Annotated in this window: 21 protein-coding genes; 10 read left to right on the forward strand and 11 right to left on the reverse strand. The window is 66.4% G+C overall.

Features of this window, described 5'->3' with window-relative positions; translation table 11 throughout:
- The first annotated feature begins 13 nt into the window (after window positions 1-13).
- Both AC1DC5_RS07775 and AC1DC5_RS07780 read left to right on the forward strand, forming a co-directional pair.
- The gene (locus tag AC1DC5_RS07775; protein WP_476864748.1) at window positions 14-475 is read left to right on the forward strand and encodes a DUF3054 domain-containing protein; all 462 of its coding nucleotides are present in this window, start codon (window positions 14-16) and stop codon (window positions 473-475) included.
- 99 nt (window positions 476-574) lie between these two features.
- Entirely contained in the window at window positions 575-856 is a 282-nt protein-coding gene (locus AC1DC5_RS07780; protein WP_224046551.1) for an Lrp/AsnC family transcriptional regulator, read from the forward strand.
- A gap of 64 nt (window positions 857-920) precedes the next feature.
- Here the strand turns inward: AC1DC5_RS07780 and trpD are convergent, their stop codons facing one another.
- Window positions 921-1,979: an anthranilate phosphoribosyltransferase gene (trpD, locus tag AC1DC5_RS07785; protein ID WP_476864749.1), complete on the reverse strand. Its 1,059-nt coding sequence runs from the start codon at window positions 1,977-1,979 to the stop codon at window positions 921-923.
- Between the two features lie 112 nt (window positions 1,980-2,091).
- On the opposite strand from trpD, the gene ctaE reads away from it, so the two are divergent.
- From ctaE to qcrB, 4 genes are all read left to right on the forward strand, one after another.
- Window positions 2,092-2,766 carry an aa3-type cytochrome oxidase subunit III gene (ctaE, locus tag AC1DC5_RS07790; RefSeq protein WP_476864750.1) on the forward strand — a complete coding sequence of 225 codons (675 nt, stop codon included), beginning with the start codon at window positions 2,092-2,094 and terminating at the stop codon, window positions 2,764-2,766.
- 86 nt (window positions 2,767-2,852) lie between these two features.
- A complete protein-coding gene (gene qcrC, locus AC1DC5_RS07795; protein WP_441404137.1) occupies window positions 2,853-3,638 on the forward strand; it encodes a cytochrome bc1 complex diheme cytochrome c subunit in 786 nt (261 codons plus the stop codon).
- 101 nt (window positions 3,639-3,739) lie between these two features.
- Window positions 3,740-4,810, forward strand: coding sequence for a cytochrome bc1 complex Rieske iron-sulfur subunit (qcrA, locus tag AC1DC5_RS07800; protein ID WP_441404138.1), 1,071 nt, complete (start codon window positions 3,740-3,742; stop codon window positions 4,808-4,810).
- Window positions 4,788-6,467 (forward strand): cytochrome bc1 complex cytochrome b subunit, encoded by a 1,680-nt coding sequence (qcrB, locus tag AC1DC5_RS07805; protein ID WP_441404139.1) that lies wholly within the window; start codon window positions 4,788-4,790, stop codon window positions 6,465-6,467. The genes qcrA and qcrB overlap by 23 nt, the downstream gene beginning before the upstream one ends.
- A 136-nt stretch (window positions 6,468-6,603) precedes the next feature.
- On the opposite strand, the gene AC1DC5_RS07810 is transcribed toward qcrB, so the two are convergent.
- Window positions 6,604-7,371, reverse strand: coding sequence for a GntR family transcriptional regulator (locus tag AC1DC5_RS07810; protein WP_441404325.1), 768 nt, complete (start codon window positions 7,369-7,371; stop codon window positions 6,604-6,606).
- Between the two features lie 188 nt (window positions 7,372-7,559).
- Between AC1DC5_RS07810 and AC1DC5_RS07815 the strand changes: the two genes are divergently transcribed.
- On the forward strand, window positions 7,560-7,853 hold the full coding sequence (locus tag AC1DC5_RS07815; RefSeq protein WP_476864751.1) for an HPr family phosphocarrier protein: 294 nt from the start codon (window positions 7,560-7,562) through the stop codon (window positions 7,851-7,853).
- Between the two features lie 138 nt (window positions 7,854-7,991).
- Here AC1DC5_RS07815 and AC1DC5_RS07820 read toward each other — a convergent pair whose 3' ends face one another.
- From AC1DC5_RS07820 to AC1DC5_RS07840, 5 genes are all read right to left on the reverse strand, one after another.
- Window positions 7,992-8,393, reverse strand: a complete 402-nt coding sequence (locus tag AC1DC5_RS07820) for a cytochrome c oxidase subunit 4 (protein ID WP_441404141.1) — start codon at window positions 8,391-8,393, stop codon at window positions 7,992-7,994.
- Complete coding sequence (gene ctaD / locus AC1DC5_RS07825) at window positions 8,393-10,114, reverse strand: aa3-type cytochrome oxidase subunit I (protein WP_476864752.1); 1,722 nt, start codon at window positions 10,112-10,114, stop codon at window positions 8,393-8,395. Before ctaD ends, AC1DC5_RS07820 begins: the two co-directional genes overlap by 1 nt.
- Before the next feature lie 12 nt (window positions 10,115-10,126).
- Complete coding sequence (gene ctaC / locus AC1DC5_RS07830) at window positions 10,127-10,999, reverse strand: aa3-type cytochrome oxidase subunit II (protein ID WP_441404143.1); 873 nt, start codon at window positions 10,997-10,999, stop codon at window positions 10,127-10,129.
- Between the two features lie 199 nt (window positions 11,000-11,198).
- On the reverse strand, window positions 11,199-11,588 hold the full coding sequence (locus AC1DC5_RS07835; RefSeq protein ID WP_441404144.1) for a HesB/IscA family protein: 390 nt from the start codon (window positions 11,586-11,588) through the stop codon (window positions 11,199-11,201).
- Between the two features lie 174 nt (window positions 11,589-11,762).
- Window positions 11,763-13,193 carry a M20/M25/M40 family metallo-hydrolase gene (locus AC1DC5_RS07840; protein WP_476864753.1) on the reverse strand — a complete coding sequence of 477 codons (1,431 nt, stop codon included), beginning with the start codon at window positions 13,191-13,193 and terminating at the stop codon, window positions 11,763-11,765.
- 113 nt (window positions 13,194-13,306) lie between these two features.
- Between AC1DC5_RS07840 and AC1DC5_RS07845 the strand changes: the two genes are divergently transcribed.
- The gene (locus AC1DC5_RS07845) at window positions 13,307-13,903 is read left to right on the forward strand and encodes a DUF3043 domain-containing protein (RefSeq protein ID WP_476864754.1); all 597 of its coding nucleotides are present in this window, start codon (window positions 13,307-13,309) and stop codon (window positions 13,901-13,903) included.
- A 106-nt stretch (window positions 13,904-14,009) separates the two neighbouring features.
- On the opposite strand, the gene AC1DC5_RS07850 is transcribed toward AC1DC5_RS07845, so the two are convergent.
- Window positions 14,010-15,083, reverse strand: a complete 1,074-nt coding sequence (locus AC1DC5_RS07850; protein ID WP_476864755.1) for a quinone-dependent dihydroorotate dehydrogenase — start codon at window positions 15,081-15,083, stop codon at window positions 14,010-14,012.
- 67 nt (window positions 15,084-15,150) lie between these two features.
- Between AC1DC5_RS07850 and AC1DC5_RS07855 the strand changes: the two genes are divergently transcribed.
- On the forward strand, window positions 15,151-16,848 hold the full coding sequence (locus AC1DC5_RS07855; RefSeq protein ID WP_476864756.1) for an FAD-binding dehydrogenase: 1,698 nt from the start codon (window positions 15,151-15,153) through the stop codon (window positions 16,846-16,848).
- Window positions 16,849-16,857: 9 nt separating this feature from the next.
- Window positions 16,858-17,871, forward strand: coding sequence for an alpha/beta fold hydrolase (locus AC1DC5_RS07860; RefSeq protein ID WP_476864757.1), 1,014 nt, complete (start codon window positions 16,858-16,860; stop codon window positions 17,869-17,871).
- Between the two features lie 40 nt (window positions 17,872-17,911).
- Here AC1DC5_RS07860 and AC1DC5_RS07865 read toward each other — a convergent pair whose 3' ends face one another.
- From AC1DC5_RS07865 to leuA, 3 genes are all read right to left on the reverse strand, one after another.
- Window positions 17,912-18,739 (reverse strand): isoprenyl transferase, encoded by an 828-nt coding sequence (locus AC1DC5_RS07865; RefSeq protein WP_476864990.1) that lies wholly within the window; start codon window positions 18,737-18,739, stop codon window positions 17,912-17,914.
- A gap of 20 nt (window positions 18,740-18,759) precedes the next feature.
- Window positions 18,760-19,515 (reverse strand): DNA repair protein RecO, encoded by a 756-nt coding sequence (recO, locus tag AC1DC5_RS07870; protein ID WP_476864758.1) that lies wholly within the window; start codon window positions 19,513-19,515, stop codon window positions 18,760-18,762.
- A gap of 93 nt (window positions 19,516-19,608) precedes the next feature.
- On the reverse strand, window positions 19,609-21,348 hold the full coding sequence (leuA, locus tag AC1DC5_RS07875) for a 2-isopropylmalate synthase (RefSeq protein WP_441404151.1): 1,740 nt from the start codon (window positions 21,346-21,348) through the stop codon (window positions 19,609-19,611).
- Between the last annotated feature and the right edge of the window lie 176 nt (window positions 21,349-21,524).

The raw sequence follows: 21,524 nt of genomic DNA on the forward strand, positions 1-21,524 counted from the left end.
CTAGGCTTGGAGTATGCCTTCTTCCACGCCTTCCACGCCGCCACTCCCCCGCCCCGCCGCGACCGGATCGGCTCCGGCGTCGGCGCCTGTGTCGGTGTCTCGACGAACTGCCGTGTGGGCCGCCTGCGCCGATGCCGCCCTGATTCTGATCTTCGCTGCGATCGGCCGCGACGCCCACCAGCGCGGGGACATCATCACCGGCGTGTTTTCCACGGCCTGGCCGTTCCTCGCCGGCGCGGCGGTCTCTTGGCTGGCCCTGCGGATCTGGCGTGCACCCCTGGCGCTCTGGCCGTCCGGCGTCGGCGTCTGGCTCGGAACAGTCACCGTGGGCATGCTGCTCCGTGCCGTCACCGGGCAGACGGTGGTCCTGCCATTCGTGATCGTGGCCCTCCTCAGCCTGGGGCTCTTCCTGCTGGGATATCGCCTTGTGGCCGCGGTCATCCGACGGCGCGACACACGCCGCGGCGCGGCCTAATGGACTAGGCTTGCAGGGACATGGCCAAGGCCCCCGGGAGTCCCGGCAGGGCGCTTTCACCGGCCGGCAACGGCGCAACAGATCCGGAAAGGTTCACACGTGGTCACCGCTTTCGTCCTGATTAAGACAGACGCTTCCCGCATCCCGGAGACCGCCGAAGAGATCTCCGCCATCCAGGGGATCAGCGAGGTCTACTCCGTCACCGGCGAATGGGATCTCATTGCGATTGCCCGGGTCCAGAAGCATGAGGATCTGGCGGACGCCATCGCGGACAAGCTCTCGAAGGTCCCCGGCGTTGTGCACACCACCACTCAAATCGCGTTCCGCGCCTATTCACAGCACGACCTCGACGCGGCGTTCGCCCTCGGCTTCGAACAGTAGGGCGCGGCACCTAACCCGGCACGGCCGCTCCCGGCCGGCAGATGCCAGCGGCGCAGGGCAGGCTTCAGCTGCGCGAGAGCGCGACCCAGCGGTCCAGAACGGCGGCGGCGGCACCCGATTCGATTGACTCTTCCGCCCGCCGGAACGCGGCGGTCATCCGCTCGCTGAACGGACCGACGGCATCCAGGTCGAACGCCACGAGGCCGGCAGCGGCGTTCAGGAGGGCGGCATCGCGCGCGGCACCGCGGCCGCCGGCGAGAACAGAACGCACGACGGCGGCATTGGCCGCGGCGTCGCCGCCGCGCAGTTCCTCAAGGGTTGCCCGGCGGATGCCCAGATCGGCCGGGTCGAACATCGCTTCGCTCACCGCACCGTTCCGGATTTCCCAGACCCGGGACGGGCCGGTGGTGGTCAGTTCATCGAGCCCGTCATTCCCCCGGAACACCAGCCCGCGGCTGCCGCGCTTGGCCAGCACCCCGGCCACCAGCGGCGCCATCCGCTCATTGGCGACGCCCACCGCCGAGGCCTGGACGTGGGCGGGGTTGATCATCGGCCCCAGGAAGTTGAAGGCCGTCGGCACACCGAGTTCGCGGCGGGCGACGGCGGCATGCCGCATTGAAGGATGGAACACCTGGGCGAAGCAGAAGGTGATGCCTGCCTCTTCCGCGTTGAGGGCTACCCGCGGAATGGGAAGATCCAGCCGGACACCCAGGGCCTCCAGGACGTCGGCGGAACCGGAGGTGGAGGATGCTGCCCGGTTGCCGTGCTTAACCACCTTGGCGCCGGCCCCGGCCGCGATCAGCGCAGCCATGGTGGAAATGTTGACCGTGTTCTGCTGGTCGCCGCCGGTTCCGACGATGTCCAGCTTCTGCCCTGCAATATCAATAGGGCTGGCATTCGCGATCATCGCCTCGACCAGGCCCACGAGCTCGTCCACGGTCTCGCCCTTGGAACGCAGCGCCACCAGGAACCCGGCAACCTGGGCCGGTGTGGCCTCTCCGGACATGATCGAGTTCATGGCCCACTCGGTGTTGCCGGCGGTGAGATCCCTGCCGTTAATGAGTGCGCCGATGAGCCGCGGCCAGGTGTTGCCTGCCGCCTGTGCAGATGCCTGAGAAGTCACGTTCCGATGCTATCGAGGTACGCACCGCAATGACCAATGTGAACGGGGTCGGGAACTTTTCCGCGCGAATTCGCGTCTTTGTAGAAAAAGTCCTCCGAAAAGGCGGTTTGCGTTGGGCAGGAGGGAGTTTTATAGACATAATGTCTATGTGACATCTGCGACCCATGCCCCCAGTACCCCGGCGCACCCGACGCTGAATCGCCCGAACATGGTTTCTGTTGGAACCGTAGTCTGGCTGTCCAGTGAGTTGATGTTCTTCGCCGGTCTCTTCGCCATGTACTTCACACTCCGTTCGACTTCCGGACTGATGTGGGCCGAAGAGACAGCCAAGCTCAACTTCCCCTTTGCGCTCATCAACACGATCGTCCTCGTGGCAAGTTCCTTTACTTGCCAGATGGGCGTCTTCGCCGCTGAGCGGCTTCAGCCGCGCCGCAGCGGCGGCCGCCTCAGCTTCACCCGCTGGGGAATGAACGAATGGTTCACCCTGACCTTCATCATGGGTGCCGTCTTCGTGGCCGGCCAGACGACCGAGTACGCCATGCTCGTTTCCGAGCACGTCTCGCTCTCCTCCAACGCCTACGGTTCGGCCTTCTACATCACCACGGGCTTCCACGGCCTGCACGTTATCGGTGGCCTGGTTGCCTTCCTCCTCATCATGGGGCGGTCCTTCGCGGCGAAGAAATTCGGCCACTTCGAAGCAACCTCAGCGATTGTCACCTCGTACTACTGGCACTTCGTCGACGTCGTCTGGATCGGCCTCTTCCTGGTCATCTACGTCCTCAAGTAGCAAGACTTGACTCTTTTTCTACAAGAGGCAGAATTTCAAGAAGCGGCTCACGGAGCCCACGCACGATCGAATAAAGGAACCACCACGTGAAGGCACTCTCGCAGAAGCGACGTCACCCACTGGCAGCAATTGCACTGCTGCTGATGGGCCTCCTGGTCACTGGTGGGCTGTACGCCGTTGCCACCACTGTCAACCAGGCCAAAGCCACCACCACCTTCAGCGCCAGTGACGCAGAGGAGGGCGGCAAGCTCTTCGCGGCCAACTGCGCCACCTGCCACGGCATGGGCGCCAGCGGGACCAAAGATGGCCCCTCCCTGGTCGGCGTCGGCGCTGCCGCCGTTGACTTCCAGGTCGGCACCGGCCGTATGCCCATGCAGATGAACGCCCCGCAGGCCCCCAAGAAGCCCGCCCAGTTCAACGATGAGCAGACGCACCAGCTCTCCGCCTACGTCGCCACGCTTGGCCCCGGCCCGGCCATCCCCGAGGCACACGTCCTCGACGGCCAGGGCGACGCCGCCAACGGTGGCGAACTGTTCCGCGTGAACTGCGCCATGTGCCACAACGCCGCCGCTGCCGGCGGTGCGCTGACCCGGGGCAAGTTCGCTCCGGCCCTGGGCGACGTGTCCAGCAAGCACATCTACGAAGCGATGGTCACCGGCCCGCAGAACATGCCGGTCTTCAGCGATGCCAACGTCGGCCCCGAGGGCAAGCGCGACATCATCACGTTCCTGAAGCAGATCGAAGCCAACGGTTCACCCGGCGGCGCGGACCTGGGTTCCCTGGGCCCGGTCTCTGAAGGCCTGTTCGTCTGGATTGCCGGTCTGGGCGTCATCATCGCCTTCACCATCTGGCTGACGTCCCGGACGTCCTAGCCCACTGTTTGCACCTGTAAGAATTTTCTGCTGGCCTGTCAGCAGTTTGAATTGAAAGCTAACCCGGCACTTGCCGGGACGAGAGAGGGATGAGGCGAATTATGGGCAACCATAGTGACGGCAGTCCGAACCACTCGGGCACCGTAGCTACGGCTGGTCAGAATGAGGTGGAGAAATTCCAGGATCCTGGAATTCCCCCGCATCGTTTGCGCCTGGCTGACACGGACCCGAAGGCCGCAAAGCGAGCAGAACGGCAGGTAGCCCTTCTTTTCGGGAGCTCGGTCGTTGGCACCCTGATCTTCCTGGTGGCGTACTTCGCCATCGATCTGGGAGATGACACCGCCATCGCAACCATCCGGCTGCAGAACGCGCTGCTGGGCATCGGCACCGCCTTTGCCATGCTGGGCATCGGCACCGGAATCGTGCACTGGGCCAAGGCCCTCATGCCGGACCATGAGGTCTCGGAAGAGCGTCATGCCATCCGCACCGAGGACGACCGCCTGGCTGCTGTCCGGATCGTCGACGACATCGTCGAGGAAACCGGCATCAAGCGCCGCCCGCTGATCCGCAACACCCTCCTGGGCGCCGTGGCGCTGGCTCCGCTGCCGGCCCTCGCGGTGTTCGGTGACCTGGGTCCGCGTCCTGACAACGCCCTGGCGCACACCATGTGGGCACCCCAGGACGGCAAGCTCAAGCGGCTCACCCGTGACCCTGACGGCACCCCCATCAAGGCCGCCGACGTGACCATCGGCTCCGCTTTCCACGTCATCCCGGAAGGCCTGAACGAGCTCCACGAAGGCAAGCTGAATGAGAAGGCCAAGGCCGTTGTCCTGCTCATGCGCCTGAATCCGGACGAGCTCCATCCCTCTCCGGGCCGCGCGGACTGGGCCTACAACGGCATTGTTGCCTACTCCAAGATCTGCACCCACGTTGGTTGCCCTGTTGCCCTGTACGAGCAGCAGACCCACCACCTGCTGTGCCCGTGCCACCAGTCGACCTTCGACCTCACGCAGGAATGCAAGGTTATCTTTGGCCCGGCCAGCCGGCCCCTCCCCCAGCTGCCTATCGCGGTTGACTCCGAGGGCTACCTGGTCGCCACCAGCGACTTCCATGAACCCGTCGGACCTAGCTATTGGGAGCGTGAGCAGCATGTCCTCATCCCAAACAAGTGATGCCCCCACCTTCGTCGCCAAGACCACAGGCGGCCGCATCACCAACTTCGTTGACGAGCGCGTCGGCGGGTCAGGGATGCTGCGTGAATTTGGCCGCAAGGTCTTCCCGGACCACTGGTCGTTCATGTTCGGCGAAGTTGCCCTGTACTCCTTCGTCATCCTGCTGCTCTCCGGCACCTTCCTGACGTTCTTCTTCGATCCCTCGATGGCGGAGACGCACTATCAGGGTTCTTACACTCCGCTGAAGAACGTCGAAATGTCGGTGGCGTACAGCTCTTCGCTGAACATCTCCTTCGATGTCCGCGGCGGCCTGTTTATGCGCCAGGTCCACCACTGGTCCGCGCTGCTCTTCGTGGCCTCGGTGTCCGTGCACATGTTGCGCGTGTTCTTCACCGGCGCCTTCCGCAAGCCGCGCGAAATGAACTGGGTGGTGGGCGGCGTGCTGCTCATCCTCTCGATGGCTGCCGGCTTCACCGGCTACTCCCTCCCCGATGACCTGCTCTCCGGCAACGGCCTGCGCATCATCGACGGCGTCATCAAGTCCATTCCCGTGGTCGGAACGTACATCTCGTTCTTCCTCTTCGGCGGAGAATTCCCCGGCACGGTCATCATCGGCCGCCTGTACATGCTCCACATCCTGCTGGTTCCGGCCCTCATCCTCCTGATGATCGTCATGCACCTCTTTATGGTGGTCGTGCACAAGCACACCCAGTACCCCGGCCCGGGACGCAACGACGGCAACGTCGTCGGCTACCCCCTTGGCCCGGTCTACGCTGCGAAGGCAGGCGGCTTCTTCTTCATCGTGTTCGGTGTCATTGCCCTCATGGCGGGCTTCTTCACCATCAACCCGATCTGGAACTACGGCCCGTACGACCCCTCCCCCGTCTCGGCAGGAACCCAGCCTGACTGGTACATCGGCTTCGTTGACGGCGCCCTGCGCCTCATGCCGGGCATCATCGGCGACTGGCGGGTTGAACAGATCTGGTTCGGCCACGTGTTCACGTTCAACGTCCTGCTGCCGGCCCTGGTGCCTGCAGGCATCATCTTCACCGTGCTGTTCACCTACCCGTGGATTGAACGCTGGATCACCAAGGACAACCGCGAGCACCACGTCCTCGACCGTCCGCGGAACGCTCCCACTCGTACCGCCATCGGCATGGCCGGCTTTGTCTGGTACTGCGTGATGTGGGCTGCGGCAGGTTCGGACCTCATTGCCACGCACTTCCACGTGTCACTGAACGACGTCACCTACTGGCTGCGTGCACTGTTCTTCGTCGGACCGGTCATTGCCTTCATTGTCACGAAGCGTGTGGCCCTGGCCCTCCAGCGCAAGGACCGCGAGATTGCCCTGCACGGCCGCGAAACCGGCCGCATCGTGCGGCTTCCGCACGGCGAGTTCATCGAGGTCCACGCACCGCTGGACGAGTACAAGCGGTACAAGCTGGTTGGCTTCGAGTCGCCGTCGCCGCTTCCGGCGGAGCCGAACGCCAACGGCGTCGTCGACAACAAGGAGAAGCGCCGCGCGTTCCTCTCCAAGTGGTTCTTTGAGGACCGGGTTGCCCCGGCAACGCCCGCGGAGCTCGCGGCGGCCCACGGCCACCACGGCGACCACGAGGCCATCGAGTCTGGCGAATCGCAGAAGACGCTCAGCCACTAACCGGCTGCAGTGAACACCAGAAAAGGCCCGGTCCATCAGGACCGGGCCTTTTCTGCATTCCCGCCACAAACAACTCGGGGTCACTCCTCGTCCATAATCCCCGTCGGGATGGGCCCGGAGTGACCCCGCCTTGCCCTTACGGGCGGTACCCCGAGGCGTAGTTCCGGGTGGGGCGTACGCCGGGCCGCTGCAGGGGCACCCACAGCTTGTAGCGGTCAGCCCGGTAATAGGACACCGAGTAGTCCACCATGGCCCGCGCCACGAAGGCGTGGCGCTGGATCTTCAGGAGCGGCGACCCCACTTCAACGTTGAGCAGGCGGGCCGTCGACGGCGAGGCAGCCGTCGCCTCGATCATGTCCTCGCCCCACTCCATCACCAGGCCGAAGCGTTCGCTCAGGACGTTGTAAAGCGATGTTGGCGGTTCGCCGTCGAGCAGGCCGGGTACACGGTGCGCCGGGATAAAGTTCTCGTCCACGCTCATGGGTTCGTTGTCTGCCAGCAGGAGGCGGCGGAACCGCACGAGGGGCGTCCCCTCCTCCAGCTGGAGTTCCCGGGCCAGGAAGGCGCTGGCACCGATCTGCTCGAAGCTGAGGACCTTCGCGGCAGGAACCATACCGCGGCGCTGCATTTCCTCGCTGTAGGAGGTCAGCTTCACCTGAAGGTCCAGTTTGGGTTTGCGCACAAACGTGCCAAGGCCCACCACCCGCTCGATGACTTCCTCCCCGACCAGGGCATCGATGGCCTGGCGCACTGTCATCCGGGCCAGGCCGAACCGTTCGGCGAGATCCCGCTCCGAGGGCAGCGCCGATCCCGGCGGGCAGGCGCTCACAATGTGGGCCCTGATGATTTCCCTCAGCTGGATGTAGATGGGCGTACCGTTTTGCCGGTCAATTTCGCCGGCCATGCGTGCTGCGTCAGAGGCGGCCACTGTGCCGCCTTCCGGAATGAGTCATACGTCAAGGTTAATCCACCCTGGGCACAGGTCTAGACCACCTTTGTGTCGCGGTTCGCCCGGGACCGCGCCCGCCGCTAGGCTTGAATGCGCCGGTCTCACCCCGGCACAAGAACCCGCAAAGAGACAAGGGAGCCCCGTTGCCAGTTCGGAACGCAATCGTCCAGGCCGCCATCGGACTGCACGCACGGCCTGCGGCGCTGTTCGTCCGGGCTGTGCATGAGACCGGGCTGCCCGTGACCATCAGCAAGGACGGCAGGCCCGCCGTGGACGCCCGCTCCCTGCTGGAAGTCATGACCGAGGACTTCCATTGCGGCTGTGTGGTGGAACTGGCCGTGGCCCCGGACGCCATCCCGGAGCGCTACAGCCCTGACGACGTCGAGAAGGCCCTCGAGGGGCTCAGCAACCTGCTGGAGTCAGCCCGGTCCCGCTGAGGGCCGTACGGGCCATCCCAGGGCACACTACGGGCACTGGAACGGCGCCCGCCCTTGTCCAACAAAACAACGACGGCGGGCCCCACCAAAAGGTGGGGCCCGCCGTCGTAAATGGCTGGGTGCGTGTCCTGACGGACGTTAGTGCGCGTGGTCTCCGCGGCTGTACTCGTACACCCAACCGACCAGGGCGACCAGCGCGAGGCCGGCGGCGATGTAGACAATCCAGAAACCGATGGCCATGCCCAGGAATCCGGCGGCGCTGGCCAGGCCGAGGACCAGTGGCCACCAGCTCCAGGGGCTGAAGTGGCCCTGCTCGCCGGCACCCTCGTGGATCTCGGCATCGCTGCGGTCCTCGGGACGCATCCCGACGCGCTTGCCGGTGAAGGCGAGGTAGGCGCCGATCATACCGGCGAGACCGCCGACCAGCAGCACCCCGAGGATGCCGACCCACTCGGACCAGTGGGTCAAGAAACCGTAGATGACAGCCACCGGCACGAAGAAGAAGACTCCGAGCCCAAAAATCCTTGATTCGATCTTCACTAGGGGTTGTCCTTCTGGTCGGCGTTACCGAGGGCTACTGCGGCCGGGGCAGGAGAATCGACGGTGTATGTCTGGGAAAGTTCGGGGTGGTGCAGGTCCAGGGCAGGACGCTCCGAACGGATCCGCGGCAGCGAGGTGAAGTTGTGACGCGGCGGCGGGCACGAGGTTGCCCACTCGAGGGAAGCACCGAAGCCCCAGGGGTCATCCACTTCAACCCGTTCGTTGCTGCGCCACGTGATGTAGACGTTCCAGAAGAACGGGATCAGCGAGGCGCCCAGCAGGAACGAGGCGTAGGTGGAGAACTGGTTCATCCAGGTGAAGTTATCCTGCGGCATGTAGTCCGCGTAACGGCGGGGCATGCCCTCGACGCCCAGCCAGTGCTGGATGAGGAACGTGCCGTGGAAGCCGAGGAACAGCATCCAGAAGTGGATCTTGCCGAGGCGTTCGTTGAGCATCTTGCCGGTCCACTTCGGCCACCAGAAGTAGAAGCCTGCGAACATCGCGAACACGACGGTTCCGAAGACGACGTAGTGGAAGTGTGCCACCACGAAGTAGGAGTCGGAGACGTGGAAGTCGAGCGGCGGGGAAGCCAGGATGATGCCGGTCAGGCCGCCGAAGAGGAACGTCGCCAGGAAGCCGATGCTCCACAGCATGGGGGTTTCGAAGGTGATGGAACCCCGCCACATGGTGCCTATCCAGTTGAAGAACTTCACACCGGTGGGAACCGCGATCAGCATCGTCATGAAGGAGAAGAACGGCAGCAGGACCGAGCCGGTGACGTACATGTGGTGGGCCCACACGGTCACGGACAGGGCAGCAATGGAGATGGTCGCGTAGACCAGGCCCTTGTAACCGAAGATCGGCTTGCGGCTGAAGACCGGGAAGATCTCCGAGACGATGCCGAAGAACGGCAGCGCGATGATGTAGACCTCGGGGTGGCCGAAGAACCAGAACAGGTGCTGCCAGAGGACGGCGCCGCCGTTCTCCGGATCGAAGATGTGGGCACCGAAGCGCCGGTCCGCGCCGAGGGCGAAGAGGGCTGCGGCCAGCGGCGGGAACGCCATCAGGACCAGGATTGCCGTCACCAGGATGTTCCAGGTGAAGATCGGCATCCGCCACATGGTCATGCCCGGGGCACGCATGCAGATGATGGTGGTGATGAAGTTGACCGCGCCAAGGATGGTGCCGAAGCCGGAGAGCGCCAGGCCGAAGACCCAGAGGTCACCGCCGACGCCGGGGCTGAACGTCGTGTTGGACAACGGCGCGTAAGCGAACCAGCCGAACGAGGCCGCACCCTGCGGGGTGATGAAGCCGGAGACGGCGATGGTGGAACCAAAGAGGAAGAACCAGAAGGCCAGCGCGTTCAGTCGCGGGAAGGCGACGTCTGGAGCGCCGATCTGCAGGGGCATGATCACGTTGGCGAAGCCGGCGAACAGCGGCGTCGCGAACATCAGCAGCATCACGGTGCCGTGCATGGTGAAGAGCTGGTTGTACTGCTCTTTGGTCTGCAGGATCTGCATGCCGGGTTCGAACAGTTCGGCGCGGATCAGCAGCGCCATGACGCCGCCGAAGCAGAAGAACACGAAGGACGCGATCAGGTACATGTACCCGATGGTCTTGTGGTCGGTGGAGGTGATCCAGTTGACGACGATGCGCCCCTTGGATTTGGGTACTACGGGAGCCTCAAGGGTCCCGGAGGGCTGGGAATAGGTCGTAGCCACGTCGCGCTCCCCTTACTTGTTCTCGGTCGGGGCCGGGTTGCGGTCGTACTCTTCGCCGAGCAGGCCGGTGTTGCCGTCCTGGCGGAGCTTTTCCAGGTGCGCCTGGAATTCGGCGTCGGAAACGACCTTCACGCGGAACAGCATTTCGGAGTGGTATTCGCCGCAGAGCTCGGCGCACTTGCCGTCGTAGGTCCCCTCCTTGGTGGGGGTGAACCTGATGTAGTTGGTCTTGCCGGGGATCATGTCGCGCTTCTGCAGGAAGGCGGGGACCCAGAAGGAGTGGATGACGTCGCGGGCGTTCAGCTCGACGTCAACCGACTTGTTGACCGGGAGGTACAGGGTGGGCAGCTTTTCCTTGTCAATTGCCTCGCCGGTAAGGTGCGCCTGGACGCCGGCTTCGTGGACATCCTCGCGGATGACGTTGCCCTTCTTGTAGTTGAAGTCCCAGGCCCACTGCTTGCCGCGGACGTCGACGACGACGTCGGCCGGCTGGGAGCGGTCATCGATCGCATGCTGGTCGCGGTCGGTGAAGTAGAAGAACACCAGGACCATGAACAGCGGGATCGTCAGGTAGAAGACCTCGAGGGGCAGGTTGAAGCTGTTCTGCCGGGGGAAGCCGACGGTGCCCTTGCGGCGCCGGTAGGCGACCATGCACCAGATCATCAGGCCCCAGGTAATGACACCGACAACCAGCGCGGCAATCCATGAGTTGACCCAGAGGTCCATGATGCGGTCAGTGTGGTTGGTGGTGCCGCGTTCAGTAGGCAGCCACCCTTTCTGTACCTCTGGTGAACATCCAGTCAAAGCCAACGCGCCGGCGAGTGCCAAGCCAGTGATCGTAGTGATCTGTTTGCGTCGGCTGCCGGTTCGGTTCTGCGAACTCACAGACGGCCCTTCCTACTTGTTGCTGTCGCCCGGGCCGCAATGTAGCGGTCTGGGCACACGAAAAGTTTTACTACTCGGTGTAGAGCTTACCGCTCCCCGCGAGTTTTCGCCCACATGTCCGCGCCGTGCGTCGGGACCTTTTTGCCGGGTCCGCTCGTTATGGATCCTGCGGCACTAAGGCCGGGCAGATTGCCCGGCCTTAGTGGAAGGAATCACCGCACGCGCAGGAGCCGCCGGCATTCGGATTGTCGATCGTGAAGCCCTGCTTGGAGATGGTGTCCTCGAAGTCGATGCTGGCGCCGCTGAGGTACGGGACGCTCATCTTGTCGACAACAACTTCAACACCGTCATAGTCGCGGACGGCGTCTCCGTCCAGGAGCCTCTCGTCGAAGTAAAGCTGGTAGATCAGGCCGGAGCAACCGCCGGGCTGCACGGCCACGCGGAGGCGCAGATCGGTGCGGCCTTCCTGCTCGAGCAGGCTGCGGACCTTGCCGGCCGCGACGTCGGTCAGGCCGACCTCGTGCGTGGCCAGTTCCTCGCCCGCCGTGGCGGTGGCTTCGGTGCTGTTTTCATTGGTTGTAGTGCTCATGGCCTACCTTCTAACGACGGTGGTGGCGGCGCCGCTGCCGCGACGCCCGCCCCTACTTGTACGGTACGGGGCTATAGCTACATGCTACGTCGATCAGCCGTGTAGCTCTAACTCCTGACGTAACCGTCGATGCAGGCTGGGTGTTCCCCGGGAAGGGCGCCCGGACCGGCCAGCCTAGCCCAGCCCCTCGACGTTCAACCGGGCCAGCATCAGGGCTTCGGCGACGATGGCGTTCCGGAAGTCCCCCAGGTGCAGGGATTCGTTGGCGCTGTGCGCCCGGGAATCGGGATCCTCGACGCCGGTGACCAGGATCTGCACGTCGGGGTACAGCTCGGTCAGATCGGCGATGAACGGAATGGAGCCGCCGATGCCGGTCTCCACGGCCGGGACGCCCCAGGCCTCGCCGAGTGCCCACATCGCGACGCCGGCGGCCCGGGAGGAGGTGTCCGTGAGGTAGGCGTTGCCGCTCTCCCCCGGCGTGAAGACCACGTGGGCGCCGAACGGGGCGTTGGCTTCCACATGCCTGCGCACGGCATCCATCGCTTCGGCCGGGTCCTGGCCGGGAGCGAGCCGCATGCTGAACTTCGCCCGCGCCCGGGGCAGGAGCGTGTTCGAGGCGACGTCCACGGCGGGTGCATCGAAGCCGATGATCGACAGTGCCGGTTTGGTCCACATCCGCGAGGCGATCGTGCCCGTGCCGGCGAGCCGGACGCCGTCGAGCACGGATGCGTCGGCGCGGTATTCCTCTTCAGTGAGGTCCACGGTCGCGTCGTCCCGGCTGACCAGGCCGGCGATCGCGACGTTGCCCTCGTCGTCGTGGAGGGTGGCGATGAGCCGGGACAGCAGGGTCGGCGCGTCGAGCACGGGGCCGCCGAACATGCCGGAGTGGACGGCGTGGTCCAGGACCTTGACCTCGATGGTGCCGTCGACCAGGCCGCGGAGGCTGGTGGTGAGCGCGGGGATGCCGACCTTCCAGTTGCTGGAGTCGGCCACGACGATCACATCGGCGCGCAGCTGCTCCTTGTGTGTTTCCAGGAAAGTGCGGAACGTCGGGGAGCCTGCTTCCTCCTCGCCCTCGAAGAAGAAGGTCACGCCGAGGCCGAGGTCGTCGCCCAGCACCCGGGTCACGGCCGCGTAGGCGGCGATGTGGGCCAGGATGCCGGCCTTGTCGTCGGCGGCGCCGCGCCCGTAGAGACGGCCGTCGCGTTCGACGGCGGTGAACGGTTCGGTCTCCCACAGCGCCAGGTCTCCGGTGGGCTGCACATCGTGGTGCGCGTACAGCAGGATCGTCGGCTTGCCCTCGGCAGCTGGACGGCGTGCGACGACGGCGGGGCCACCGGGCGTCCCGTCTTCCTTGTCGCAGCGCAGGATCTGGACTTCGTCGAAGCCGCTGGCACGCACGAGCCGGGCGACGGCGTCGGCGCTGGCGTTCAGCGGGGCGGGGTCGAAGCTCGGCCACGCGATGCCCGGGATGGCGACGAGCTCTTTCAACTGTTCGATCGTGGTGTCGAACGATTCGGTGACGGCCTGGCGGAGCGCCTCGGTGTCGACGGTTCCGATCTGTCCGGCAGCGGTCTGCGGGTTCCCCGCGTGTGATGAAGTCATGGCCAGAACACTACCCGTGTCGCGGATCACCCTAAACCTTGAAGTCTGACACGGCGGGTCATGCGCCGTGTGGGCTGGGTCTCGCGTGCGCCGCCCCGGGGTATTCTGTAGGGGTGTTTGGACGTAAAAAGGAAGCGCCATCGGCGCAGGACATAGTTGACCAGCAGGCGGCCGGGGCAACCCGCGACACCGCCCTCGGCAAGGGCGCGCCCACGCCCAAGCGCAGCGCCCAGGTGGCTGCCCGCAAGCGGCCGCTCGTACCGGAGGACCGCAAGGCCTCCAAGGCAGCAGAGCGCGCAGCGGTCCAGGAGCAGCGGCTGAAGATGCGGCAGGCCATGGACACCGGCGACGAGAAGTTCCTGCCGCTGCGGGACAAGGGACCGCAGAAGCGCTTCGCCCGCGACTATGTGGACGCCCGCTTCAGCCTCGGTGAGTACCTGATGTTCGGTGCCCTCGTCTTCGTGATCGTTTCACTCCTTGTCCCGGCCTCCAGCGAGCAGATGATCTACGTCCTGGGCGGCTTCTGGGTGATGTTCCTGGCCGTCTTCGTCGACGTCTTCATCCTCTCCCGGAAGCTCCGGAAGCGCCTGACGGAGAAGTTCGGCGAGGTGGAGCGCGGCACCGTCTGGTACGGCTCCATGCGTTCGCTGCAGTTCCGCCGCCTGCGTCTCCCCAAGCCCCTCGTCAAGCGCGGCGAATACCCCGCCTGATTCCTCCGATCAACATCGAGCCCCCGGCAGCTGGACTGCCGGGGGCTTTGTTGTCCCGGGTGGTCGGGGCACATCCCGGGGACTGGGCCCGGGCGGGGCTGGCCGATTAGCGCCGGGACGGGTGCTTCGCGAGCAGCCGGTTGATGTGGGCAGCCCAGAACGGTCCTTCGTAGAGGAACGCGGTGTAGCCCTGCACAAGCGTGGCGCCGGCGTCGAGCCGTTGCTGGACGTCCTGTGCGGTTTCCACGCCGCCCACCGAGACCAGCGTCAGTTTGCCGCCGGTTGCCGCCTTCAGCCGGGCCAGCACCTCCAGCGACCGCTGTTTCAGCGGGGCGCCCGAAAGCCCGCCGGCACCGCAGTCCGCCACCTTGTCCGGGGCGGAGCTGAGGCCGCTGCGGGCGATGGTGGTGTTGGTGGCGATGATTCCGTCCAGTTTCAGGTCCAGCGCGAGGCGCGCGACGTCGTCGATGTCCTCATCGCTGAGGTCCGGCGCGATCTTGACCAGCAGCGGGACGTGGCGTCCGGAAGCGGTGTCCGCTGCCTCCCCCACTGCCGTCAGCAGCGGGCGGAGCGTCTCAACATCCTGCAGCAGCCGCAGGCCGGGGGTGTTCGGGGAGCTGACATTGACCACCAGGTAGTCCGCCGCGGGTGCCAGGCTGCGGGCGCTGATGAGGTAGTCGGCCACAGCGTCATCAAGTTCCACCACCTTGCTCTTGCCGATGTTGACCCCGATCACCGGGCGGACGCCCGGGTGGCGGCGCTGCAGGGCCGCCCGGGCGGACTTCAGCCGGGGCGCCACGGCGGCGGCACCGTCGTTGTTGAAGCCCATCCGGTTGATCACGGCCCGGTCCTCGACCAGGCGGAAGAGCCTCGGCGCGGGGTTTCCGGGCTGGGCCTGGCCGGTAATGGTCCCGACCTCCACATGGCCGAAGCCAAGTTCGGTCAGGGCCTCGATACCGTGGCCCTCCTTATCGAAGCCGGCCGCCAGGCCGAACGGTGACGGAAACGTCAGGCCGAACGCCTGGGTCTGCAGTGACGCCGCTGGCGCGGTGAACTTCTGCAGTACCCTCCCGGCGCCGCAGGAGTGGATGAGCCGGATGGCCCTGAAGCCGATCTTGTGGGCGCGTTCGGCGTCCATCCATGAGAAGGCCAGCCGGAAGAATGTCGGATATACGCGCATGGCTCTAGTTTTGCGGTTCCGGCGGTCCAGACCAAACCCGCACGCCCTCGGGCGCTAGCATGAAGCCATGGCCAGCGACGGTGGAACCCCGACCGCGGCGTCCCTAGGGGCTGCCGTAACAGTTATCGACTCGGATGTAGTCGTTGTGGGCGCCGGGCTGGCCGGGCTCGTCGCCGCCGCCCAGGCCTACGCGGCCGGCCAACGGGTCGCTGTGCTGGAGCAGGAGCCCGAGGCCTCGGCGGGCGGCCAGGCGCATTGGTCGTTTGGCGGGCTCTTCCTCGTCAACTCCCCCGAACAGCGCCGGCTCGGGGTTAAGGACAGCGCAGGCCTTGCCTTGGCCGACTGGATGTCCTCCGCCGCCTTCGACCGGCCGGAGGACGCCCTCGCCCGGGACTGGGCCGCCGCCTACGTGGACTTCGCGGCGGGCGAAAAGCGTGCCTGGCTCGCCTCCCTTGGGGTGCGCCTGTTCCCCCTCGTGCAGTGGGCCGAACGCGGCGGCTACGGGCCCGACGGGCATGGCAACACAGTCCCACGCTTCCACGTCGTCTGGGGCACTGGCCCCGCGCTTGTGGCCCCGTTCCTGGCGAAGCTCCGCGAGGGCCAGTCCGCGGGCCGGGTCTCATTCCACTTCCGCCACCGCGCTTCGGGCCTGGTGACTGAAGCGGGACGCGTCACGGGGGTGCAGGGCGAGATCCTCGAGCCCAGCGGCGCGGCCCGCGGCGTGGCCAGCTCACGAGTCGCCGTCGGCGGTTTCCAGGCGTCGGGTGGCGCCGTGGTGGTGACCACCGGAGGAATCGGCGGCAACCACGACACCGTCCGTCAGCAGTGGCCCGGCGGCCCGGCGCCCCGGACGATGCTCAGCGGCGTGCCCGCCTCCGTCGATGGCAGGTTCCTCGCGGCCGCCGCAGCCGCCGGCGGCCGTCTCATCAACGGAGACCGGATGTGGCATTACCCCGAGGGCATCCACAACCATTCGCCGGTGTGGCCGCAGCACGGAATCCGGATCCTCCCGGGCCCATCGTCGCTGTGGCTGGACGCCACCGGAAGCACGCTCCCCGCTCCCCTGTTCCCCGGGTTCGACTCGCTCGGGGCGCTGCGCCATATCCTCGGCACCGGTCACGAGCACTCCTGGTTCGTACTCAACAGGACGATCGCGCTCAAGGAGTTCGCCCTCTCCGGCTCGGAACAAAATCCCGACCTCACCGGCAAAGACGTCCGGCTCCTGGCATCCCGGCTGAAACCCGGCACCGACAGCCCCCTGCAACTCTTCCTGGACCGCGGGGTCGACTTCCTGCAGGCCGGCACCCCCGCCGGACTCGCTGCCAAAATGAACGCCCTCACCGGCCGGCCGTTGATTGACGCCGCCGGCCTGGACCGGCTGATCCGGTCCCGGGACCGGCAGTTCGGCAGCGGCCTGGGCAAAGACCCACAGCTCGCCGCCATCCGCGCCGCCCGGCGTTTCACCACCGACAGGATCATGCGGGTGGCGCCGCCGCACCGGATGCTGGACCCACGTCACGGCCCGCTGCTGGCCGTGCGCCTGTCCGTGCTCACGCGCAAGAGCCTGGGCGGGCTCCACACCGACCTGCAGTCCCGCGTTCTGGACGGCTCGGGGCAGCCCGTGCCGGGCCTCTTCGCCGCAGGAGAAGCCGCCGGCTTCGGCGGCGGCGGCATCCACGGCTACCGCGCGCTCGAGGGAACATTCCTCGGCGGCTGCCTGTTCTCCGGACGCTCGGCCGGCCGCGCCGCGGCGGCGGCAGTGTAGGCGCCTCCGATGGAGTGGGCACCCGACATCCTCGGCGACGATTTCGAAGCCTGCACGTTCCCTTCGGCCGGCCCCGACGGCGTCGAGCGGACGGCCACACTGGTCCGGCACGTTCCCGGCGCGCGAGTGGCCGCGGCCGGCGGAGCTGACCTTGCCGGGGGCCGGCGGAGCCGGGCCGTGCTGTTCCTGCACGGCTGGAGCGACTACTTCTTCAACGAGGAACTCGCAGAGTTCTGGGCCGGCCAGGGCTTTGCGTTCTTCGCGCTGGACATGCACAACCACGGGCGGAGCCTCCAGGCCGGCGGGCACGGCGGCTATGTTGCCGACCTGGACGATTACGACGCCGAGATCACGGAGGCGATTGGCATCATCGCCTCCCTGAACCCCGGGACCGAAGACCCTCCGACGGTGGCGCTGATGGGGCATTCCACCGGTGGGCTCGTAGCCGCACTGTGGGCCAGCCGGCATCCCGGGATGGTCTCGCAGCTGATCCTCGACAGCCCCTGGCTGGAAATGCACGGCAGCCCGGCCGTGCGCCGCGCGGCCCGGACCATGGTGGAGCCGCTCGCGCGGTTCTGGCCCGAGGCCGTCATCCGGCTGCCCGAACGTGGCTTTTACTGGCGCAGCGTCAGCAGCGCCGCGGAGGGCGAATGGACGCTGGATGACAACTACCGCCCGCCGCGGGCGTTCCCCGTCCGGGCCGGCTGGCTCAGCGCGGTCCTCAGCGGGCAGTCGCGGGTGGCGCGGGGACTGAACATCGACGTGCCCATCCTCGTCCTGATCTCCGGGGCCAGCGCCACCGGAATGTTCTGGAAGGAATCCATGCGCCGCACGGACGCGGTCCTGGACGTGAACACCATCGCCCTCCGCGCCCTCAGCCTCGGCCGCACCGTCACGCTGGAACGGATCGACGGCGCCCTGCACGATGTGTTCCTGTCCGCCCCGCGGGTCCGTGCTGACGCCTATGCCCGGCTGTCACGCTGGCTCCGCGCGTATGTCCTGGACGACGACGGCACCGCCTGAGTGGGGGCTCGTTTGGCGGTCCGTCTCGGGCGGCTCCCGGTCAGGCCGGGCCGGCGGGCGCGGCGTCCACCGCACCGCCGTAGCGGCGGTCCCGCTGCGCATAGATCTCGACGGCATCCCACAGGGTGCGCCGGTCCACGTCTGGCCACAGCGTGTCCAGGAAGACGAACTCGGCGTAGGCCGACTGCCAGAGCATGAAGTTGGACAGCCGTTGCTCGCCGGAGCTGCGCAGGAACAGGTCGACGTCGGGCAGGTCCGGTTCGTCCAGGTATTTCTGGATCGTCTTCTCGGTGATGGCGCCCGGCTTGAGCCGGCCGGCGGCCACCTCCTCCGCGATCGCGGAGACCGCGTCGGCGATTTCGGCGCGGCCCCCGTAGTTAACACACATGTTCAAGGTGCAGGTGCTGTTGCCGCGGGTGAAGTCCTCGGCCTCCTCCAGCTCCCGGATCACCGAGCCCCACAGCCTGGGCCGCCGGCCGGACCAGCGGATCCGGACACCCCACTCATCGAGCTGGTTGCGCTGTCGACGTAGCACGTCCTTGTTAAATCCCATCAGGAAGCGGACTTCCTCGGGCGAACGGCGCCAGTTCTCCGTGGAGAAGGCGTAGACACTCACGTGCTCGATGCCGAGCTCGATCGCGCCGGCCATCACGTCCAGCAGGGCGGGCTCCCCCGCTTTATGGCCCTCGATCCGGGGCAGGCCGCGCTGGTTGGCCCAGCGGCCGTTGCCGTCCATCACGATCGCGACGTGACGCGGAATGAACTCCGCCGGGATGGCCGGAGGCACGGCACCGGAGGGGTGTGGGTACGGGCCCACCACCGGGGTGCTCCTTTGCCTGACCGGACTCTTCTTCTTACCCAGCGCCACATTCTTACCCAACACCACAGTTACGTTCGCTCCACATGTTTGAGGGACTTAAGGACACGTTCCAGATGCCACTGCAGGTAGCTGGCCACCAGGCCTGCTGCCTCGCGCCGGTGCACGGAAACGGAAGCGTCCGCCGTCGTCCAGTCCCCGGTCAGCAGCGCACCGAGCAACAGGACTGTTTCCGCGGCGGGGGCCGGCGAACCCGGCGGGCGGCAGTCCGCGCACACCATGCCGCCCAGCGGCGCAGAGAACGCGGTGTGCGGCCCGGCTGCCCCGCAGCGGGCGCAGCCGGTGAAGCTCGGCGCCCAGCCGCCGGTGGCGAGGGCACGCAGCAGGTAGGAATCGAGGATGAGTTCGGGCGTGTGGTCGCCGCGGCTCAGCGAGGCCAGGGCGCCGACGAGGAGGTTGTATTGCGCGGTGCCCGCTTCGCCGTCGACGTCGGTAAGCTTTTCCGCCGTCTCCGTCATCGCGGCAGCGACGGTGTAGCGGCCGTAGTCCGCGGCGATGCTGCCGCCGTAGGCGCCTTTGGCGACGGCCTGCGTGACGATGTCCAGCATGCGGCCGGAAATCAGCTGGAGGTCCGCGACCATAAAGGGCTCGAGGCGGGCGCCGAAGCGGCTGGACGTCCGCCGGACTCCCTTGGCCACAGCGCGGACCTGGCCGTGGTGCTTGGTCAGGATGGTGATGATGCGGTCCGCCTCGCCCAGCTTGTGGGTACGCAGCACAACACCGTCGTCACGGTAGGCGCGGGAGGAAAAGGAGGATGGTTGGGCCACGGTTAATCTTCGCACTGCATCTGAAGAAACGTTGCCTTTCAGGAGGAACAGCGCTGCGCCGCCGGATGCTCCGGCGGCGCAGCGGCTGACAGGTTAGGCGCGGGCGTCCCGGATGGCCCGGTTCACGGCAGAGATGACGGCCTTGAGCGAGGACGTGGACGTGTTGGCGTCGATCCCGACGCCCCACAGTACCCGCTCCCCCACGGCGCATTCGACGTAGGCCGCGGCGAGGGCGCTGCCGCCTTCGGACAGGGCATGTTCGCTGTAGTCCAGGACCCGGACGTCGACGCCGTCTTCGCGCAGGATGCTCAGCAGGGCGGCGATCGGACCATTGCCGGTGCCGGTGCGGTGGACCTGGCTGCCGTCGATCTTGAGTGCGGCGTGCAGCGTCATGGAGCCGTCTTCGTCCGTTTCGGTGCCGAACGGGCCCAGGGCGTAGCGTCCCCACTGCTCGTCGGCCGCACCGGAGGGCAGGTATTCGTCCTGGAAGACCTGCCACAGCTGGGCGCCGCTGACTTCGCCGCCCATGGTGTCGGTCTGCTTCTGGATGACGCCGGAGAACTCGATCTGCGCGCGGCGCGGCAGGTCCAGGTTGTGCTCGTTCTTCAGCAGGTAGGCGACGCCGCCCTTGCCCGACTGGGAGTTGACCCGGATGACGGCCTCGTAGCTGCGGCCCAGGTCCTTCGGGTCGACCGGCAGGTACGGGACCTGCCAGGGGTAGTCGGCCACGTCCTTGCCTGCGGCGGACGCGTCCTTCTCCAGGGCTTCCAGCCCCTTCTTGATGGCGTCCTGGTGCGAGCCGGAGAACGCGGTGAAGACGAGGTCTCCGCCGTAGGGTGCGCGCTCGGCCACCGGCAGCTGGTTGCAGTACTCCACGGTGCGGCGGACCTCATCGATGTCGGAGAAGTCGATCATCGGGTCGACGCCCTGGACGAACATGTTCAGGCCCAGGGTCACCAGGTCGACGTTGCCGGTCCGCTCGCCGTTGCCGAACAGGCAGCCTTCGATCCGGTCCGCGCCCGCCAGGTAGCCCAGTTCCGCGGCCGCCACGCCGGTGCCGCGGTCATTGTGCGGGTGCAGGGAGAGGATGATGCCCTCCCGCGGGTGCAGGTTGCGGCTCATCCACTCGATCGAGTCGGCGTAGACGTTGGGGGTGGCCATTTCCACCGTAGCGGGCAGGTTGATGATGACCTGGCTGTCGGCGGAGGCCTCGAACACATCGGCGATGGCGTTGCAGACCCGGACGGCATACTCCAGTTCGGTCCCGGTGAACGATTCCGGCGAGTACTCGTAGGTGATGTGGGTGTCCTGCAGGGTCTCCTCGTACTTCTTGCACAGCCGCGCGCCCTGCAGGGCGATGTCGAGGATGCCGTCTTCGTCCTGGTTGAAGACGACCCTGCGCTGCAGGACCGACGTCGAGTTGTACAGGTGCACGATGGCCTGCTTGGCGCCGACGAGGGACTCGTAGGTCCGCTCGATCAGGTGCTCGCGGGCCTGGGTCAGGACCTGTATGGTGACGTCGTCCGGGATATGGTTTCCCTCGATCAGCTGCCGGACGAAGTCGAAGTCGGTCTGCGACGCGGAGGGGAAACCGACCTCGATTTCCTTGTAGCCCATCCGGACCAGCAGCTGGAACATCTTCAGCTTGCGGGCGGGGCTCATCGGATCGATCAGGGCCTGGTTGCCGTCACGCAGGTCCACGGCGCACCAGCGCGGGGCCTTGGTGATGACCTTGTCCGGCCAGGTGCGGTCCGGCAGTTCGACAGTGATGATGTCCTGGAACGGGACGTAGCGGTGGACGGGCATTCCTGAGGGCTTCTGTGCGTTTCGCATTACAATCGGGGCCTTTTCTGTGATTCCTGGTGAAAGGGTGGCCGGGCAACACAAACTCCGCAGCGAGGGTGGGCCTTGCGCTAGATCGCGTCTGAGGCCTCGCCGCGGCAGCTAAGAAGGAGCAGTTCTGCGCGCACCATTTCACAGTAACACGGGTGCGTAAGATGAAGGAGCCA

Source organism: Arthrobacter sp. 10L424, from assembly GCF_056395325.1.

Excerpts from the sequence above, each read along its gene's own strand:
- leuA (WP_441404151.1), bottom strand. The coding sequence starts at position 21,348 with ATGCGAAACGCACAGAAGCCCTCAGGAATGCCCGTCCACCGCTACGTC.
- AC1DC5_RS07810 (WP_441404325.1), bottom strand. The coding sequence starts at position 7,371 with ATGGCCGGCGAAATTGACCGGCAAAACGGTACGCCCATCTACATCCAG.
- qcrA (WP_441404138.1), top strand. The coding sequence starts at position 3,740 with ATGGGCAACCATAGTGACGGCAGTCCGAACCACTCGGGCACCGTAGCT.
- AC1DC5_RS07840 (WP_476864753.1), bottom strand. The coding sequence starts at position 13,193 with ATGACTTCATCACACGCGGGGAACCCGCAGACCGCTGCCGGACAGATC.
- qcrB (WP_441404139.1), top strand. The coding sequence starts at position 4,788 with ATGTCCTCATCCCAAACAAGTGATGCCCCCACCTTCGTCGCCAAGACC.
- AC1DC5_RS07835 (WP_441404144.1), bottom strand. The coding sequence starts at position 11,588 with ATGAGCACTACAACCAATGAAAACAGCACCGAAGCCACCGCCACGGCG.
- AC1DC5_RS07775 (WP_476864748.1), top strand. The coding sequence starts at position 14 with ATGCCTTCTTCCACGCCTTCCACGCCGCCACTCCCCCGCCCCGCCGCG.
- AC1DC5_RS07860 (WP_476864757.1), top strand. The coding sequence starts at position 16,858 with ATGGAGTGGGCACCCGACATCCTCGGCGACGATTTCGAAGCCTGCACG.
- AC1DC5_RS07855 (WP_476864756.1), top strand. The coding sequence starts at position 15,151 with ATGGCCAGCGACGGTGGAACCCCGACCGCGGCGTCCCTAGGGGCTGCC.
- AC1DC5_RS07850 (WP_476864755.1), bottom strand. The coding sequence starts at position 15,083 with ATGCGCGTATATCCGACATTCTTCCGGCTGGCCTTCTCATGGATGGAC.